Origin of the sequence: Halomonas tibetensis, assembly GCF_042643535.1 — a bacterium.
Lineage (GTDB): Bacteria > Pseudomonadota > Gammaproteobacteria > Pseudomonadales > Halomonadaceae > Halomonas > Halomonas tibetensis.
Map to the genome: position 1 here is coordinate 68120 of NZ_JBHRSQ010000009.1, position 15379 is coordinate 83498.

Annotated in this window: 16 protein-coding genes; 5 read left to right on the plus strand and 11 right to left on the minus strand. The window is 64.1% G+C overall.

The genetic code is table 11. The features are described from left to right. Positions 1-64: 64 nt before the first annotated feature. Complete coding sequence (locus ACFODV_RS06595; RefSeq protein WP_379756519.1) at positions 65-493, minus strand: host attachment protein; 429 nt, start codon at positions 491-493, stop codon at positions 65-67. Positions 494-688: 195 nt separating this feature from the next. Here ACFODV_RS06595 and ACFODV_RS06600 point away from each other — a divergent pair, with 195 nt between their 5' ends. Further along, complete coding sequence (locus tag ACFODV_RS06600) at positions 689-1279, plus strand: histidine phosphatase family protein (protein ID WP_379756522.1); 591 nt, start codon at positions 689-691, stop codon at positions 1277-1279. A gap of 70 nt (positions 1280-1349) precedes the next feature. On the opposite strand, the gene ACFODV_RS06605 is transcribed toward ACFODV_RS06600, so the two are convergent. The 6 genes from ACFODV_RS06605 to hemE form a co-directional block, all read right to left on the minus strand. Beyond that, positions 1350-2078 carry an amino acid ABC transporter ATP-binding protein gene (locus ACFODV_RS06605; protein ID WP_379757253.1) on the minus strand — a complete coding sequence of 243 codons (729 nt, stop codon included), beginning with the start codon at positions 2076-2078 and terminating at the stop codon, positions 1350-1352. A 79-nt stretch (positions 2079-2157) separates the two neighbouring features. Continuing rightward, positions 2158-3258 (minus strand): amino acid ABC transporter permease, encoded by a 1101-nt coding sequence (locus ACFODV_RS06610; RefSeq protein WP_379756525.1) that lies wholly within the window; start codon positions 3256-3258, stop codon positions 2158-2160. A gap of 10 nt (positions 3259-3268) precedes the next feature. Then, positions 3269-4459 carry an amino acid ABC transporter permease gene (locus tag ACFODV_RS06615; RefSeq protein WP_379756528.1) on the minus strand — a complete coding sequence of 397 codons (1191 nt, stop codon included), beginning with the start codon at positions 4457-4459 and terminating at the stop codon, positions 3269-3271. Between the two features lie 114 nt (positions 4460-4573). Then, positions 4574-5599, minus strand: a complete 1026-nt coding sequence (locus ACFODV_RS06620) for an amino acid ABC transporter substrate-binding protein (RefSeq protein ID WP_379756531.1) — start codon at positions 5597-5599, stop codon at positions 4574-4576. Positions 5600-5884: 285 nt separating this feature from the next. Further along, complete coding sequence (locus tag ACFODV_RS06625; RefSeq protein WP_379756534.1) at positions 5885-6271, minus strand: VanZ family protein; 387 nt, start codon at positions 6269-6271, stop codon at positions 5885-5887. Beyond that, positions 6264-7340 (minus strand): uroporphyrinogen decarboxylase, encoded by a 1077-nt coding sequence (gene hemE, locus ACFODV_RS06630; protein ID WP_379756537.1) that lies wholly within the window; start codon positions 7338-7340, stop codon positions 6264-6266. The genes ACFODV_RS06625 and hemE overlap by 8 nt, the downstream gene beginning before the upstream one ends. Positions 7341-7500: 160 nt before the next feature. Between hemE and ribA the strand changes: the two genes are divergently transcribed. Then, positions 7501-8136 carry a GTP cyclohydrolase II gene (gene ribA, locus ACFODV_RS06635; RefSeq protein ID WP_379756540.1) on the plus strand — a complete coding sequence of 212 codons (636 nt, stop codon included), beginning with the start codon at positions 7501-7503 and terminating at the stop codon, positions 8134-8136. Positions 8137-8207: 71 nt separating this feature from the next. Further along, a complete protein-coding gene (gene trhA, locus ACFODV_RS06640) occupies positions 8208-8879 on the plus strand; it encodes a PAQR family membrane homeostasis protein TrhA (RefSeq protein ID WP_379756543.1) in 672 nt (223 codons plus the stop codon). Positions 8880-8884: 5 nt separating this feature from the next. Here the strand turns inward: trhA and djlA are convergent, their stop codons facing one another. Genes djlA through ACFODV_RS06660 form a run of 4 tightly spaced genes read right to left on the minus strand, consistent with a single transcriptional unit; the run spans position 8885 to position 12834 of the window. After that, complete coding sequence (djlA, locus tag ACFODV_RS06645) at positions 8885-9643, minus strand: co-chaperone DjlA (protein WP_379756545.1); 759 nt, start codon at positions 9641-9643, stop codon at positions 8885-8887. A 27-nt stretch (positions 9644-9670) separates the two neighbouring features. Then, positions 9671-11653, minus strand: coding sequence for a 1-deoxy-D-xylulose-5-phosphate synthase (locus ACFODV_RS06650; protein ID WP_379756548.1), 1983 nt, complete (start codon positions 11651-11653; stop codon positions 9671-9673). Between the two features lie 16 nt (positions 11654-11669). Further along, positions 11670-12560 (minus strand): farnesyl diphosphate synthase, encoded by an 891-nt coding sequence (locus ACFODV_RS06655; protein WP_379756551.1) that lies wholly within the window; start codon positions 12558-12560, stop codon positions 11670-11672. Next, complete coding sequence (locus ACFODV_RS06660) at positions 12544-12834, minus strand: exodeoxyribonuclease VII small subunit (RefSeq protein WP_379756554.1); 291 nt, start codon at positions 12832-12834, stop codon at positions 12544-12546. The genes ACFODV_RS06655 and ACFODV_RS06660 overlap by 17 nt, the downstream gene beginning before the upstream one ends. Before the next feature lie 230 nt (positions 12835-13064). Between ACFODV_RS06660 and serA the strand changes: the two genes are divergently transcribed. Next, entirely contained in the window at positions 13065-14315 is a 1251-nt protein-coding gene (serA, locus tag ACFODV_RS06665; RefSeq protein ID WP_379756558.1) for a phosphoglycerate dehydrogenase, read from the plus strand. 174 nt (positions 14316-14489) lie between these two features. Further along, positions 14490-15275: an enoyl-CoA hydratase gene (locus ACFODV_RS06670; protein WP_379756561.1), complete on the plus strand. Its 786-nt coding sequence runs from the start codon at positions 14490-14492 to the stop codon at positions 15273-15275. The last annotated feature ends 104 nt before the right edge of the window (positions 15276-15379 follow it).

The window sequence follows — 15379 nt, forward strand, 5'->3', positions numbered from 1 at the left end:
CGCAACGGCCGCGGGCCCGGCAATTGCCAGACCCGCTGCTGCTGCGAAGAGTCGCGTCGGAGATTCAGCGCATATCGCTGACCGCCTCCTGGATGTCCTCGAGGCTGGATTTGGAGAGGTCCTTGGCCAGGGAGTGAATGACCAGCTTCGCCGTGGGACCGTCGAGCTTATCGCGGAGCTGGCCCAAAAAGCGCGGCGGCGCCACCAGAATCAGCTTCTCGAGGGTATTGTCGACCCGGGCCCGGTAGATTCGCTCGGCCACCTCCTTGGCAAAGATCGTTTCCTCATGGGTGCGAGCGGTGCTCTCTCCGCCGGAGGAGCGCGCCGAGTTCGAGGTCGATTCGTGCACGTCGGCGCCGCGGTCCGTCACCAGATCGCCCTCATGCAGACGGCTTGCCGCATGCACAAGGCTATCCTGCTCGACCAGCTTGAGCGCGTCGCGGGTGAAGATCCGCGCCCTTGCGGCGTCTGCCACCACGATATATGTCGTCATAGCCACTCCCAGATGCAGGTTCTTTCGATGCCGGAGCCGCAGGCTCCGGCCGCACTTCTCACTCAACAACTACTCACTCAACAGTGGCAAGCGACCCGAGCGCGGTCAACCTGACAGTCGCACCCAGCGGCAGGAACTGCACCGGTACTTGATCTGGGGTAGCATCCCGAAGGTGTCCATCGACCGAGCCACCGCATGTCGAACACTCCCCCCACCCCTAGACGCTCCCGCCGTAACCGCTACCTGCTGATGCGCCACGGTCACAGCGAGGCCAACGCCGATGGGCTTATCATCAGCCGTCCGGAGCGGGGGCTGTCAGACTTCGGGCTCTCGCCCCGGGGCCATGCCCAGCTGAAAAGCCTGCTGGCAGATTGGCACTGGCCGCCACCGGATCGCCTGGTGCACTCCGATTTTCGCCGCACAACCGAAACGGCCGAATGGATCGCCCAGCACTTCGGCCTTCCGCTGAGCGCTGATATCGGGCTTCGCGAGCGAAGTTTCGGCGAACTCGAAGGCCTGTCGGACTGCCGCTATCCCGACGTCTGGACCCTGGACGCCGATGACCCTGACCATCAGGTCTTCGGCGTCGAAAGCGTTACCGGGGTGGCAAATCGCATGCTCGCCGTGATCGCAGCCCTGGAAGCCGAGACATACGGTGAAACCATCTTGCTGGTGAGTCACGGCGATCCGTTGCAGATTCTGCTCACCGCGGTGGAGGAACGCCCGCTGAGCACTCATCGCAACCGCGAGCCGCTGCTCCCTGCCGGCATCGTAACGCTCCCGTAAAGCCCTTGTGACGCTCTGGACGCAGGCCACCATGGCAAAAATGGAGCGCTAGCCCGATGACGGTGGTTACTCAATGGCCAAGGATCTGGCTGAGGAACAGCTGGGTACGCTCGGATTGGGGATCGTTGAAGAAGGACTCCGGGGCATTCTCCTCGATGATCTGACCCTGATCCATGAAGATCACCCGGTCAGCCACGGTCTTGGCAAAGCCCATCTCGTGGGTCACGCAGAGCATGGTCATCCCCTCGCGGGCCAGCTCGACCATGACGTCGAGCACCTCCTTGATCATCTCCGGATCCAGCGCCGAAGTCGGCTCGTCGAAGAGCATCACCTCGGGGTGCATGCACAGCGAACGGGCAATCGCCACTCGCTGCTGCTGGCCGCCGGAGAGCTGACCCGGATACTTGAGCGCCTGCTCGGCGATCTGCACCCGTTCCAGATACTGCATCGCCTGGGCCTCCGCCTCGCGACGGGGCTTTTTCTGGACCCACATGGGCGACAGACAGCAGTTCTCCAGCACCGTCAAGTGAGGGAAGAGATTGAAGTGCTGGAAGACCATGCCGACGCTGCGCCGAATCTGCTCGATGCGCTTGACGTCCTGGGTCAGCGCCACGCCGCCCACCACGATCTCACCCTGCTGGTGCTCCTCCAGGTGGTTGATACAGCGGATCAGCGTCGACTTGCCGGACCCCGAGGGGCCGCAGATGACGATACGCTCGCCACGCTTGACCTCCAGGTCGATGTCGCGCAGAACATGGAAGTCGCCGAACCACTTGTTGACGCCGCGCATCTCGACCATGGGGGTCTCGGCGCCGGCCTGGGACTGGGTTGCCTGGTCACTCATTGTCGTTATTCCTCGATTCTGTTGGCGCCGGTCGCTACTTCTTATGGCCGGTATGCAGTTTCTTTTCCAGATACTGGCTGTAGCGCGACATGCTGAAGCAGAAGATCCAGAACATGAACGCCGCAAACACGTAGCCTTCCAGGGCAAAACCCAGCCAGCGGGAGTCCGACAGCGCCGCCTGGACGATCCCCAGCAGGTCGAAGAGCCCGATGATCATCACCAGGGTGGTGTCCTTGAACAGCGAGATGAAGGTGTTGACGATACCCGGGATCATCATCTTCAGCGCCTGGGGCAGCACGATCAGCCCCATGCGCTGCCAATAGCCCATCCCCAGGGCCGCGGCGGCCTCCTCCTGCCCCCGGGGAATCGCCTGCAGACCCCCGCGAATCACCTCCGCCATGTAGGCGCTCTGGAACAGGGTGATGCCGATCAGCGCTCGCACCAGGCGGTCGACGCTGACCCCGGTGGGCAGGAACAGCGGCAGCATCACCGAAGCCATGAAGAGAATGGTGATCAGCGGCACGCCGCGCCAGAACTCGATGAACACCACGCTGAAGCTCTTGACGATCGGCATGTCCGATCGGCGGCCAAGGGCCAGCAGGATGCCAATGGGCAGGGCCGCCACCATCCCGACCACAGCCAGAATCAGGGTCAGCATCAACCCGCCCCAGCGATGGGTCTCCACCAGGTCCAGGCCGAAGTAGCCGCCGTAGAGCATCACGTAAGCGACCACCGGAAAGACCAGCAGCGTGGCGATGGCCACCCAGCGCTTGAAGGGCAGCCGCGGGATCGCCAGCCAGGCGATCAGCACCGCGAAGCTGGCAAAGACAAGATTGACTCGCCACAGCTCGTCGCGGGGGTAGAGGCCATAGATGAACTGGGTCAGGCGGGCGTTGACAAACACCCAGCAGGCGCCTTCCCGGGAGCAGTCGTCGCGGCTGGTGCCGATCCAGTCGGCGTTGATAAAGGCCCATTGGATCGTCGGCGTCAGCAGCACGTAGAGCAGGTAGAGGCCCAGCAGGGTGAACACGCTGTTCACCGGTCCGCTGAACAGGTTGGTGCGCAGCCAGGCCAGCGGGCCGATGCTTAGGCCCGGTGCCGGCCTCGCCTCGATCATCTTCTCTCGAATCGTCATGGCGCCTCTCCTAGCGTTCGACCAGCGCCACGCGGGCGTTGAACCAGTTCATGAACGTCGATACCAGCAGGCTGATGGTGAGATAGACCGCCATGGTCATGGCAATCACCTCGATGGCCTGTCCGGTCTGGTTGAGGGTGGTGCCGGCGAAGACCGAGACCAGGTCCGGATAGCCGATGGCGGTGGCCAGCGAGGAGTTCTTGATCAGGTTGAGGTACTGGCTGGTGAGCGGCGGGATGATCACCCGCAGGGCTTGGGGAATCACCACCAGCCGCAGTACCAGCCCTTGGGGCAGGCTCAGCGACTGGGCCGCTTCGGTCTGGCCGTGAGGTATCGCCTGGATCCCCGAGCGCACGATCTCGGCGATGAACGAGGCCGTGTAGATGGAGAGCGCCAGCCACAGGGCCAGGAATTCCGGGATCACCGTGATACCGCCGCTGAAGTTGAAGCCGCGCAGTTCCGGAACGTCCCAGGTCACCGGGACTCCGGTCAGTACCAGCACCGCCAGCGGCAGCCCGACGATCAGCGCCAGCGACATCCAGCCTGCCGGCAGGCGCCGGCCGGTGGCGGCGTGGCGGCGCCGATTCCAGATCACCAGGGCGATGCTGGCCCCCACGGCGACGGCCAGAGCCAGCGGGATCAGGCCGAAGCCGGACTCGAAGAGCGGCTCCGGCAGGAACAGGCCGCGCACGTTGATAAATACCGCCTCGCCCAGGGAGATGCTGTCCCGGGGGCTGGGCAGGGTACGCAACACGGCGAAGTACCAGAAGAAGATCTGCAGCAGCAGCGGGATGTTGCGGAAGGTCTCGATATAGACATTGGCCAGACGGGCAATCAGCCAGTTGGGCGACAGCCTGGCGATGCCCACGGTGAAGCCGATAATCGTCGCCGCCAGGACGCCGAGGGCCGAGACAAGCAGGGTATTGAGCAGGCCCACCAGAAAGGTACGGCCGTAAGTGCTCTGTGATGAATAGTCAACCAGGCTCTGGACAATGCCGAAGCCCGCGGTGTTGTTGAGAAAGCCGAAGCCGGTGGTGATCCCCCGCTGGGCGAGGTTCGCCTGGGTATTGCCGATGATGAAGATCAGGAAGGCGGCCACGGCGGCCACCAGCAGCAGTTGAAAGATCAGCGCCCGCTTGGCGCGATCTCGCCAGAACGGCGTCTTGGAGGCCGCCGATCGGGCCTGGGGTCTTGTGGACATGGGGAGGGTCTCCGCCTGGATCCTTCAAGCATCATGCAGAGCTACCGCCCCAGGATCCCCGGGACGGCAGTCAGAACGGTTGCCCCGGTGCCAATGGGCACCGGGGCCTACCACTCAGCGGATCGGCGGAGCGTACTGGATACCGCCCTCGGTCCACAGGGCGTTGATGCCGCGCTCGATCTCCAGGGGTGAGCCCATCCCGACGTTGCGGTCGAAGCTCTCGCCGTAGTTGCCCACCAGCTTGATGATGTTGTAGGCCCAGTCGGCAGAGAGACCCATGCCCTCGCCGTAGTTGCCGTCCTGGCCAAGCAGACGTGCGATATCGGGATCCTCTGACGCCAGCATCTCGTCGACGTTGTCGCGGGTGATGCCCATCTCCTCGGCGTTGATCATGGCGAAAAGCGTCCACTTGACGACATTGAACCACTCGTCATCGCCCTGACGTACCACGGGTCCCAACGGCTCCTTGGAGATGATCTCCGGCAGGATCATGGAGGCGTCCGGCTCGGCAAGCTGGATGCGAAGTGCCGCCAACTGGGAGGTATCGGAGGTCAACACGTCGCAGCGGCCGGCCTCGTAGCCGCCCACGGTCTGCTCGGACGTATCAAAGACGATGGGATCAAACGTCATGTCGTTGGCGCGAAAGTAGTCCGCTACGTTGAGCTCGGTGGTGGTGCCGGACTGAATGCAGATCGCAGCGCCGCTGAGCTCCTTGGCGCTGGTAAGGCCCAGGTCACGATGGACCATGAAACCGATGCCGTCGTAGAAGGTCACGCCGGTGAAGTTGAGACCTAGCGTGGTGTCGCGAGTGGTCGTCCAGGTGGTGTTGCGGGAGAGCAGGTCCGCCTCGCCGGACTGCAGCGCGGTGAAACGCTCCACAGCGTTGAGCGACACGAAGCGCACCGCCTCGGCATCGCCGAACACGGCGGCCGCAACGGCGCGACAGACGTCGACGTCAAGGCCCTGCCACTCGCCTGCGTCGTCCGGCGCCGAAAAGCCAGGCAAGCCGTCGCTGACGCCGCACTGGACAGTACCTCGATCACGGGTCTCCTCCAGGGTGGAGGCCTGAAGCATCGAAGAAGCCGTGAAGGCCAGGACACCGGCAGAAGCCAGCAGGAGCCGTTTGTTATTGTTCAGCATGGGTATCTTACCTCGCATGGATGATAGATCTTTTTGATATTGTGTCATGCCGCAGCATACCCAAGACATTAGCAAGGATCGTTCCAAGTCAGGAGTCTGCGGCGACAGGTCAACTTTCAACGCTCGAACACGGGCCAAGGCGACCGCCCCGCACCATCGCGGTGCCGCCAAGGCGACGAGTGGCACACCGGTGGTGCGCTTCAAGTACCGCCGACGCGCTGCGGCGAAATCGCAAGCGTGCTACCACCAGGAGGGTGTCGACGCGCCAGGAGCCCGCTCTCTTGCTCAGCCAGGCCGCAGCAATCTTCGCCGAAGCCCGCAGAGCAGCACCACCGCGAACGCGGCGCCGAGGGAATTTGCGAGGATGTCCCAACCGTCACCGCCACTGCGGCCCGGCACCGGAATCTGGGCAACTTCGATGGCGACACCGAAGAGCACGGCAACCAGGAAGGTGAGCGGCAGGCGCACACCGGCCAGGCCAATCAGACCCGCAAGACCCGCATAGCCGACGAAATGGTTGGCCTTGTCCCACGGCAAGTTGCTGGGCATCTCGCTGCCCGGCGTCAAGCTACCTAGGGCAATAAGCAAGCCACCCACGACGGCCAGCGCCGCCCAAAGGCGGCGCCGGTCATGCAGGTTCTGGAGCCAGCGGAGCTCGAACCGATCAGCCATGCTGAATCTGGCGATGGTAGGCAGGGCTCAGCTCGTGAAGCGCCTCCATGAAGGCGGTGACGTTGTCCGGGTTGGTGAACTGACTGATGCCATGGCCAAGGTTGAAGATATGGCCGGGGCCCGTGCCGTAGCTGTCGAGAATGCGCGCCACCTCGGCACGGATAGCCGCGGGGCGGGCGAACAGCACGTTAGGGTCCAGGTTGCCCTGCAGAGCCACCTTGTGACCGACTCGGGCGCGGGCGCTGGAGAGCTCAGTGGACCAGTCCAGGCCCACGGCGTCGGAGCCCGCCAGGGCGATGTCCTCGAGCCACTGCCCCCCGTTCTTGGTGAACAGGATCACCGGCACGCGGCGACCCTCATGCTCGCGAATCAGGCCGGCGACGATCTGTTCCATGTAGCGCAGTGAGAACTCCAGATAGGCCGGGGTCGAGAGCGCGCCGCCCCAGGTATCGAAGATCTGGACGGCCTGAGCGCCAGCGCGGATCTGGGCGTTGAGGTAATCGGTGACCGCCGTGGCCAGGGTATCGAGCAGGTCATGCATCACGCTGGGCGTGTCATAGAGCATGGTCTTGACGTGGCGGAAGTCCTTGCTTGAGCTTCCCTCCACCATATAGGTGGCCAGCGTCCAGGGGCTACCGGAGAAACCGATCAGCGGCACTCGGCCGTTCAGCTCGCGGCGGATGGTGGAGACCGCGCGCATGACGTAGTCCAGGTCGCGCTCCGCGTCCGGCGCCTTGAGCGCCTCGACCTCGGCTGCGGTCCGCACTGGCTTGCGGAACTTGGGGCCCTCGCCCGTCTCGAAATAAAGCCCAAGCCCCATGGCATCGGGAATGGTGAGGATATCCGAGAACAAGATCGCCGCATCCAGCGGATAGCGCTCAAGGGGCTGCAGGGTGACCTCACAGGCCAGGTCCTGGTTACGACACAGGCTCATGAAATCGCCGGCCTCAGCGCGGCTAGCGCGGTATTCCGGCAGGTAGCGGCCGGCCTGGCGCATCATCCACACCGGGGTGCGGTCCACAGGCTGACGCGCCAGGGCGCGCAGAAAGCGATCGTTCTTGAGTTCCATGCAGGCGGTCATCCACGAGAAATGTGGACCATATTGTACCCGATTGGCACGCTTGGGGCTGCGGTCGTGAGCCGCGCCCGGCTTCCTGTTAGAATGGTCCCCCACCCGCCGGCACTGCCCTTGCCGTAAACGAAAGTAGGGCCTGACTCCGAGGTACCCCGTGACGATTCGCTTCATCGCCGCCTCCCGGCTGCCCACCCCCTGGGCCACCTTCATCATGCACGGCTTCGAGGACGAGGCCACCGGCAAGGATCACATCGCCCTGACGCTGGGCGACCTGACCGACGGCGAGCCGGTGCTGGGGCGGGTCCACTCTGAATGCCTTACCGGCGACGCACTGTTCTCCATGCGATGCGATTGCGGTTTCCAGCTCCAGGAAGCGCTCAAGCGCATCGCCGAAGAGGGCCGCGGAGTGCTGCTATACCTGCGCCAGGAGGGCCGCGGCATCGGTCTGCTCAACAAGATCCGTGCCTACCACCTGCAGGACCAGGGTGCCGACACCGTGGAGGCCAACGAGCAGCTCGGCTTCGGCGCCGATCTTCGCCGCTACGACCTCTGCGTCCCCATGCTCGAGCACCTGGGCGTGGCATCGCTTAGACTGATGACCAACAACCCACGCAAGGTCGAGGCGCTGACCAGCGCCGGCGTGCGCGTTGTCGAGAGGGTCCCGCTGACCACTGGCCTGAACCCCCACAACGAACACTACCTCTCCACCAAGGCCGGCAAGCTGGGGCACATGATGTCTCTGGGCGATTTCACCCAGGCCAGCGATGTGGATATCGAACGCAAGCCCTGAGCCATCAGGCGTTTGAACCCGGCGCCCACCTCGCGTATGCAAGTGGGGTAGAAAAGCACGGAGGGTCCGCCATGGCGCGCTCACCTTTCACGAGTGTGCGAGGCTTTACACTGCTCGAGGAGCTGCTTCACAGTATCAGTCACGGAGTTGGCGCGGCCCTGAGCCTGGCCGGTGCCGTGGTACTGCTTGTCCTGGCCAGCCTGACGGCGCAAGTTGATCCATGGAAACTTGCCAGCATCGGTCTCTATGGCATCAGCTTGGTGCTGCTCTACAGCGTCTCGACGCTCTATCACAGCGTTCGCCACCCGCGTCTCAAACGGCTGTTCCAGCTGCTTGACCACTGCGCCATCTACCTGCTGATCGCCGGCACCTATACGCCCTTCCTGCTGGTCAACCTACGCGGCCCCACGGGCTGGACGCTCTTCGCCGTGGTCTGGACGCTGGCGCTGGGCGGCATCACCTGCAAGCTGCTGTGGCCCCATCGCTTCGCTGCACTGCGCGTCGGCATCTACCTGCTAATGGGTTGGCTGATCCTCTTCGCCGGTGCCGAGTTGGCCGAGAAGCTGCCGAGCACCGGCCTCCTTCTACTGATCGCCGGAGGCCTTTCCTATACTCTGGGCGTGATTTTCTTCGCCATCAGTACCATTCCCTACAATCATGTCATCTGGCACCTGTTCGTCATGGGCGGCAGCACCTGCCACTATTTTGCTATCTATACTTCGGTGCTGCCTTTCACCGCCTGACCGGGTCATGCATCGCGAGTCTTGCGGATACGCTCATAGGCGCTGCCGATCTCGCTGGTGCGCTCCTTGGCGACATCACGCATGCTTTCAGGCAAGCCCTTGGCGGCGAGCTTGTCGGGATGATTCTCGCTCATCAAACGGCGATAAGCCTTCTTGACCTCGGCGTCGCTGGCGTCGGGCTCAACGCCCAACACTCGATAGGCATCCTCCAGCGACGGACCATGTTCGTCCGTCCCTCGGGGCCCACCGCGCAGCATGGCTTCGATCTGAGCGATCTCGGCCTCCGAACAGCCCAGGCCCCGCACCACCCGCATCAGCATCTCGTGTTCTGCGGGGTGAAGCTTGCCATCGGCGGCGACCGCGGCTAGCTGTACCTGCAGGAAAACCTGACGCAAGGCGGGCTGATTTGCCGCAATGTGGCGAATCTTGGCCAACTCGGCGTCCAGGTCGAAGTCGGCGCCCTTTCCGCGATTAAAGTCAGCGCGAGCCTGTGTGCGCTGAGCCTCGTTGAGCCGCAGCCGATCCCATAGCTGACGGGACGCTTCCAGCTCGTCCTCGGAGACTTGGCCATCGGCCTTGCACAGGCATCCCATAACAGCAAAGGTGGCTTCCAGAAACTGCGACTGGACGCCCACCAGCTTCTTCATCAGCCGATTTTTCAGGCCTTTACCCAGCCCGTAGCCCAAGGCCGCGCCTATCAGAAGGCCAATTGGGCCTCCGATGGCCAACCCCAGCAGGGCACCGATCAATATCAGAAACAGCATCGCAACCTCGTGAAAAAACGTGACGGTTCAGGGCAGCCGGGCGCGGATCGACGCTTCGATGCCTTTCGCGTCCAGACCGCACTCGGCGAGCAGTTCGGCAGGCTTGCCGTGTTCGACGAAGACGTCTGGCAGGCCCAGATTGAGCACTGCCACCTGCACACCTTCGGCCAGCAGCAGTTCGTTGACCGCACTGCCTGCCCCGCCGGCCACCACGTTCTCCTCCAGGGTCACCAGAAGATCATGGTCTGCGGCGGCGGCCAGCACCGCCTCGCGGTCCAATGGTTTGATGCTGCGCATATTGAGATGGCTGGTATCCAGCGCTTCGGCCACGTCGGCGGCCGGCGTATTGAGGCTACCGAAGGCCAGCAGAGCGATTCGCCCTCCGGCCTCGGCGCCGCACTCGCGGCGCCTCTCGGCCCGGCCAATGGAGAGAGGCTTCAGGTGCGCAGGAATCTCGACGCCGGGCCCGTTGCCGCGCGGATAGCGCACGGCAGCGGGGCCGGGGTGGTGATAGGCGGCAGTCAGCATGGCGCGGCACTCCGCCTCGTCGGCCGGTGCCAGCACCACCATCCCCGGTATGCAGCGCAGGTAAGAGAGGTCAAGGCTGCCATGATGGGTGGGGCCGTCCTCCCCCACCAGGCCGGCGCGGTCGATGGCAAAGGTAACATCGAGCGCCTGCACCGCCACATCGTGGATCAGCTGATCGTAGCCGCGCTGCAGGAAGGTGGAGTAGATCGCCACCACCGGCTTCATACCCTCGCAGGCCATACCACCGGCCAGGGTCACCGCGTGCTGCTCGGCGATGGCCACATCAAAGTAGCGTTCCGGGTACTCTCGCGAGAAACGCAGCAGGTCCGACCCCTCGCGCATCGCCGGGGTGATACCGATCAGCCTCGCGTCGGCGGCGGCCATGTCGCAAAGCCAGTCGCCAAACACGTTGCAATACTTGCGCGGCGTCGGGCGCGATAATTCGTTGCGCGGCGTCGGGCGCGATAATTCGTTGCGCGGCGTCGGGCGCAATAAATCGTCGGGTTTGCTCTTCTTGACCGGCGCGGGCGGCGGTGTCTCGCCGTTCTTCTCCAGCTTGGTGATGGCGTGATAGCCGATGGGGTCTGCCTCGGCGGGCAGGAAACCGCGCCCCTTGCAGGTGCGCACGTGAAGAAACTGTGGCCCATCGAGATCGCGCATGTTGCGCAGGGTCTGCACCAGCAGCGGCAGGTCATGGCCGTCGATGGGACCGATATAGTTGAAGCCCATCTCCTCGAACAACGTGGCCGGGCTGACCATCCCCTTCATATGCTCCTCGGTACGCCGCGCCAACTCCAGCGCCCCGGGGAGATGGGAGAGCACCTTTTTGCCACCCTCGCGCATGGTGGTGTAAGGCTTGCTGACCAGAATCCGCGCCAGGTAGCTGGCGATGCCGCCGACATTCTCGGAGATCGACATCTCGTTGTCGTTGAGCACCACCAGCAGATTGGCATCCACGTGGCCAGCATGGGCCAGCGCTTCGAAGGCCATCCCTGCGGTCAGAGCGCCATCGCCGATCACCGCGCAGGTGCGCCGGGTCTCCCCCTTGGCACGAGCGGCCATCGCCATGCCCAGCGCTGCCGAAATGGAAGTACTCGAGTGGCCCACGCCGAAGGTGTCGTATTCCGACTCAGCGCGCCGAGGGAAAGCCGCCAGACCGCCGTAGTGACGGATATTCGGCATTGCCTCGCGACGGCCGGTGAGGATCTTGTGGGGATAAGCCTGGTGGCCCACGTCCCACACCAGCCGGTCGCGGGGAGTCTCCAGCGCCTGATGCAAGGCCACGGTGAGCTCCACGACGCCGAGGCCGGCTCCGAAGTGCCCGCCGGAGACCCCCACGCTGTAAAGCAGATAGGCACGCAATTCATCGGCCACCTGCGCGAGCTGCGCGGTAGACATGGCGCGCAATGCGGACGGGGTGTCCAGGGTGTCGAGCAGCGGCGTAGCCGGGCGCTCTGCAGGAATCTCGTCGAACAGCTTCATGGAGTCATCTGTCGTGTCAGTGGTCGCGCTCGATCATGTAGCGAGCCAGGGCCTTGAGGGGAGCGGCGCCTTCACCCAGCGGGGCGAGGGCAGCCGAAGCTTCCTCGATCAATTCGCCAGAACGGGCGCGAGCGCCGGCAAGCCCCAACAGGCTTGGATAGGTGGGCTTGTCGCGAGCGGCATCCGCCCCGGATGTCTTGCCCAGGGTGGCGGTGTCGCCGGTCACGTCGAGCACATCGTCGTGAATCTGGAAGGCCAGGCCGATGGCCTGGGCGTAGACGTCCAAGGCGGCAAGGCGCGGGTCGTCCTCGGCTACGGCGACGAGTCCGCCCAGGCGGACCGCGGCGCGGATCAGTGCACCTGTCTTGTGGCCGTGCATGGTAGCAAGTGCCGCGACGTCGGGATGACCGCCCACGGCGGCTAGATCCAGCGCCTGACCGGCCACCATGCCGTCGCGGCCCGCGGATTTCGCCAGCGTCAGCAGCATGGCCGGCAGGCGCGGATGGGGCGCGTGCGCCAATACCTCGAAGGCCAGCACCTGCAGGGCATCGCCGGCCAGAATCGCCGTGGCTTCGTCGAAGGCACGGTGCACCGTAGGCTGGCCGCGGCGCAGATCGTCGTCATCCATGGCCGGCAGGTCATCGTGGACCAGCGAGTAGGCGTGGACCAGCTCGATGGCCATGGCCGGAGCGTCCAGGCTGTCGTCGCCGGCGCCCAGGGCGCGGCCGGCAGCGTAGACCAGCACCGGGCGCAGACGCTTGCCCCCCGCCAGCACGCCGTGGCGCATGGCGGCATCCAGCCGCGGCACCACGGCGTCCCGCTCGGCGAACAGCGCCTCGAGACGCTCTTCCACTCGGGCGCGATCCGCGGCCAGGCCGACCATCAGGGTCTCAGCGCTCACTATCATCCTCCATGGGCGCAGCGAAGGGCGCCAGGGCCATGCCACCCTCTTCACCCTCGGTCAGGGTACGCACCCTGAGCTCGGCTTCGTCAAGACGGCGCTGGGCGTCACGGGTCAGACGAATGCCCTCCTCGAAAGCAGACAACGATGCCTCCAGCGAGAGTTCGCCAGACTCCAGTCGCTCCACCAGTTGCTCCAGGCACTCGACGGTGGTGGCGAAGTCGACCGCTTTTGTCTCTTCGCTCTGCTGGCCATCGGGCCTCTGTTTGCGCTCCGCCATCGCTGTCCTCGACCGTCTACGCCTGATCCGGCATCTTGAAAGAAAAACAGTATACACGCTCCCCCCCGGGGGTCGTCTGCCCCAGCGCAGTGGGGGCCTTGACTTGCATGGCGTTCATCATGGCGCCGCAGCATTTTCATCCTGGCCCACAGCCGGCGTGTGCTAGGATATGGCCTCTTTTCTACACCCGACAATGCATGCGGCTCGCGCCGGAAGAGGTTGATTCGACCATGGCCAAGACGTCCCTGGACAAGAGCAAAATCAAGATCCTGATGCTCGAGGGGGTACACCAGAGCGCGGTGGATAATCTGCGCAACGCCGGGTACTCGAACATCGAGCACCTTCCCACCTCGCTGGACGAGGCGGCGCTGATCGAGAAGGTCAGCGACGTGCACTTTATCGGCATTCGCTCGCGCACCCAGCTCAACGAGCGAGTCTTTGCCGCCGCCGAGAAGCTAGTGGCCGTGGGCTGCTTCTGCATCGGCACCAACCAGGTTGACCTCAACTCAGCGTTGATACGTGGCATTCCAGTGTTCAACGCCCCCTACTCCAATACCCGCTCGGTCGCCGAGTTGGTGCTGGCAGAGGCGATCATGCTGCTACGCGGCATCCCCGAGAAGAACGCCCTGGCCCACCGCGGCGGCTGGCAGAAGAGCGCCAAAAACTCGCATGAAGCCCGCAGCAAGACCCTGGGCATCGTAGGCTACGGCAGCATCGGTTCTCAGCTGTCGGTACTGGCCGAATCGCTGGGCTTTGACGTTATCTTCTATGACGTGGTGGCCAAGCTTGGCATGGGCAACGCTCGCCAGGTCGCCAATCTCGACGAGTTGCTGGGCCGCTCCGACGTGGTGAGCCTGCATGTGCCGGAACTCCCTTCCACCAAGTGGATGATCGGCGCCGAACAGATTGCCCGCATGAAGCAGGGTGCCATACTGATCAACGCTTCCCGAGGCACGGTGGTAGTGATCGAGGCGCTGGCCGAGGCGATTCAGGCCGGCAAGCTCAATGGAGCCGCCGTCGATGTCTTCCCGGTGGAACCCAAGGGCAACAACGATGAGTTCCAAAGCCCGCTGCGCGGCCTGGACAATGTGATCCTCACGCCGCACATCGGCGGCTCTACTCTAGAGGCCCAGGAGAACATCGGCATTGAAGTCTCGGAGAAGCTGATCACCTATTCCGATAACGGCACCACCGTTACCTCAGTCAACTTTCCCGAGGTGGCCTTGCCGGCTCATCCGAACAAGCATCGCCTGCTGCACATCCACCACAACGTGCCCGGTGTGCTTTTCGAAATCAACCGGGTGCTCTCGGAGAACGGCATCAACATCGCCGGCCAGTATCTGCAGACCAATGAAAAGGTCGGCTATGTGGTGATTGACGTCGACAAGGCCTACGGCCCCCAGGCTCTAGACGCCCTGCGCCAGGTAGATCACACCCTCAAGGTTCGTGTGCTTTACTCCCAGACCGGCCAGGACGCCTGACCCCTTTTGCTTCCGCCTCGCTTGACCAGCCGCCGCGTTGAGACAACGCGGCGGTTTTTTTGTGGATGGGCACGCTAGCCTCACCCGGTATCCTTGGTCGAAGTGCACGGTACCTACCGAGCACGCTAGCCTGGCAGCTGGCACCTTCACCTCGACGACCCACAGGAGACAATGATGAGCGACTCGACTCCGCCCCTGCTGCGCCGCGACACGGCAGGCGTGGCCACCCTGACCCTCAACCGACCTGGAAGCTTCAACGCCCTCTCCGAAGAGATGCTGGCGGCTCTTAAAGAAGAACTCGGCAGGCTCGCCAATGACGATCAGGTGCGCTGCGTGGTGATCGCCGCCGAAGGGAGGGCCTTCTGTGCCGGCCACGACCTCAAGCAGATGCGCGCGAATCCCGACAAGGCGTACTATCAGGCGCTTTTCACCCGCTGCGGTCAGGTGATGCAGGCTATCGTCGAGCTGCCGGTGCCGGTGATCGCAAAGGTGCAGGGCATCGCCACCGCCGCCGGCTGCCAGCTAGTGGCCAGTTGCGATCTGGCTGTGGCCGCACGCTCGGCGCGCTTCGCTGTCTCCGGCATCAACGCCGGGCTGTTCTGCTCGACTCCAGCGGTGGCGCTGTCGCGCAACGTCGCCCGCAAGCGCGCCATGGAGATGCTGCTCACCGGCGAGTTCATCGACGCCAACACCGCTCGGGACTGGGGACTGGTCAACCGGGTCGCCGCTGACGATGCTCTCGACACCGCCGTGGATGAGCTCACCGCCAGCATTTGCGCCAAGAGTGCCGTTGCGGTGCGCACCGGCAAGGCGATGTTCCAGCGCCAGCTGCAGATGCCCCTGGAGGAAGCCTACACCTTCGCCGGCGAGGTCATGGCCTGCAACATGATGGCCGAGGATGCTGGCGAGGGCATCGACGCCTTCATCGAGAAGCGAGCCCCCGAATGGCGGCATCGGTGAGCCGCTGCCAACGAAGAATGGAAGCGATTTCCGCAGGCGCGACAGCCCGCGGCCGACGAGGTATTCTGTGTCCAACAAAAGTCAGGCGACACGAGGAGAGTCGA

Coding starts and splice junctions, on each gene's coding strand:
- ACFODV_RS06595 (WP_379756519.1), bottom strand. CDS start 493: ATGACGACATATATCGTGGTGGCAGACGCCGCAAGGGCGCGGATCTTC.
- ACFODV_RS06600 (WP_379756522.1), top strand. CDS start 689: ATGTCGAACACTCCCCCCACCCCTAGACGCTCCCGCCGTAACCGCTAC.
- ACFODV_RS06605 (WP_379757253.1), bottom strand. CDS start 2,078: ATGGTCGAGATGCGCGGCGTCAACAAGTGGTTCGGCGACTTCCATGTT.
- ACFODV_RS06610 (WP_379756525.1), bottom strand. CDS start 3,258: ATGACGATTCGAGAGAAGATGATCGAGGCGAGGCCGGCACCGGGCCTA.
- ACFODV_RS06615 (WP_379756528.1), bottom strand. CDS start 4,459: ATGTCCACAAGACCCCAGGCCCGATCGGCGGCCTCCAAGACGCCGTTC.
- ACFODV_RS06620 (WP_379756531.1), bottom strand. CDS start 5,599: ATGCTGAACAATAACAAACGGCTCCTGCTGGCTTCTGCCGGTGTCCTG.
- ACFODV_RS06625 (WP_379756534.1), bottom strand. CDS start 6,271: ATGGCTGATCGGTTCGAGCTCCGCTGGCTCCAGAACCTGCATGACCGG.
- hemE (WP_379756537.1), bottom strand. CDS start 7,340: ATGGAACTCAAGAACGATCGCTTTCTGCGCGCCCTGGCGCGTCAGCCT.
- trhA (WP_379756543.1), top strand. CDS start 8,208: ATGGCGCGCTCACCTTTCACGAGTGTGCGAGGCTTTACACTGCTCGAG.
- djlA (WP_379756545.1), bottom strand. CDS start 9,643: ATGCTGTTTCTGATATTGATCGGTGCCCTGCTGGGGTTGGCCATCGGA.
- ACFODV_RS06650 (WP_379756548.1), bottom strand. CDS start 11,653: ATGAAGCTGTTCGACGAGATTCCTGCAGAGCGCCCGGCTACGCCGCTG.
- ACFODV_RS06655 (WP_379756551.1), bottom strand. CDS start 12,560: ATGATAGTGAGCGCTGAGACCCTGATGGTCGGCCTGGCCGCGGATCGC.
- ACFODV_RS06660 (WP_379756554.1), bottom strand. CDS start 12,834: ATGGCGGAGCGCAAACAGAGGCCCGATGGCCAGCAGAGCGAAGAGACA.
- serA (WP_379756558.1), top strand. CDS start 13,065: ATGGCCAAGACGTCCCTGGACAAGAGCAAAATCAAGATCCTGATGCTC.
- ACFODV_RS06670 (WP_379756561.1), top strand. CDS start 14,490: ATGAGCGACTCGACTCCGCCCCTGCTGCGCCGCGACACGGCAGGCGTG.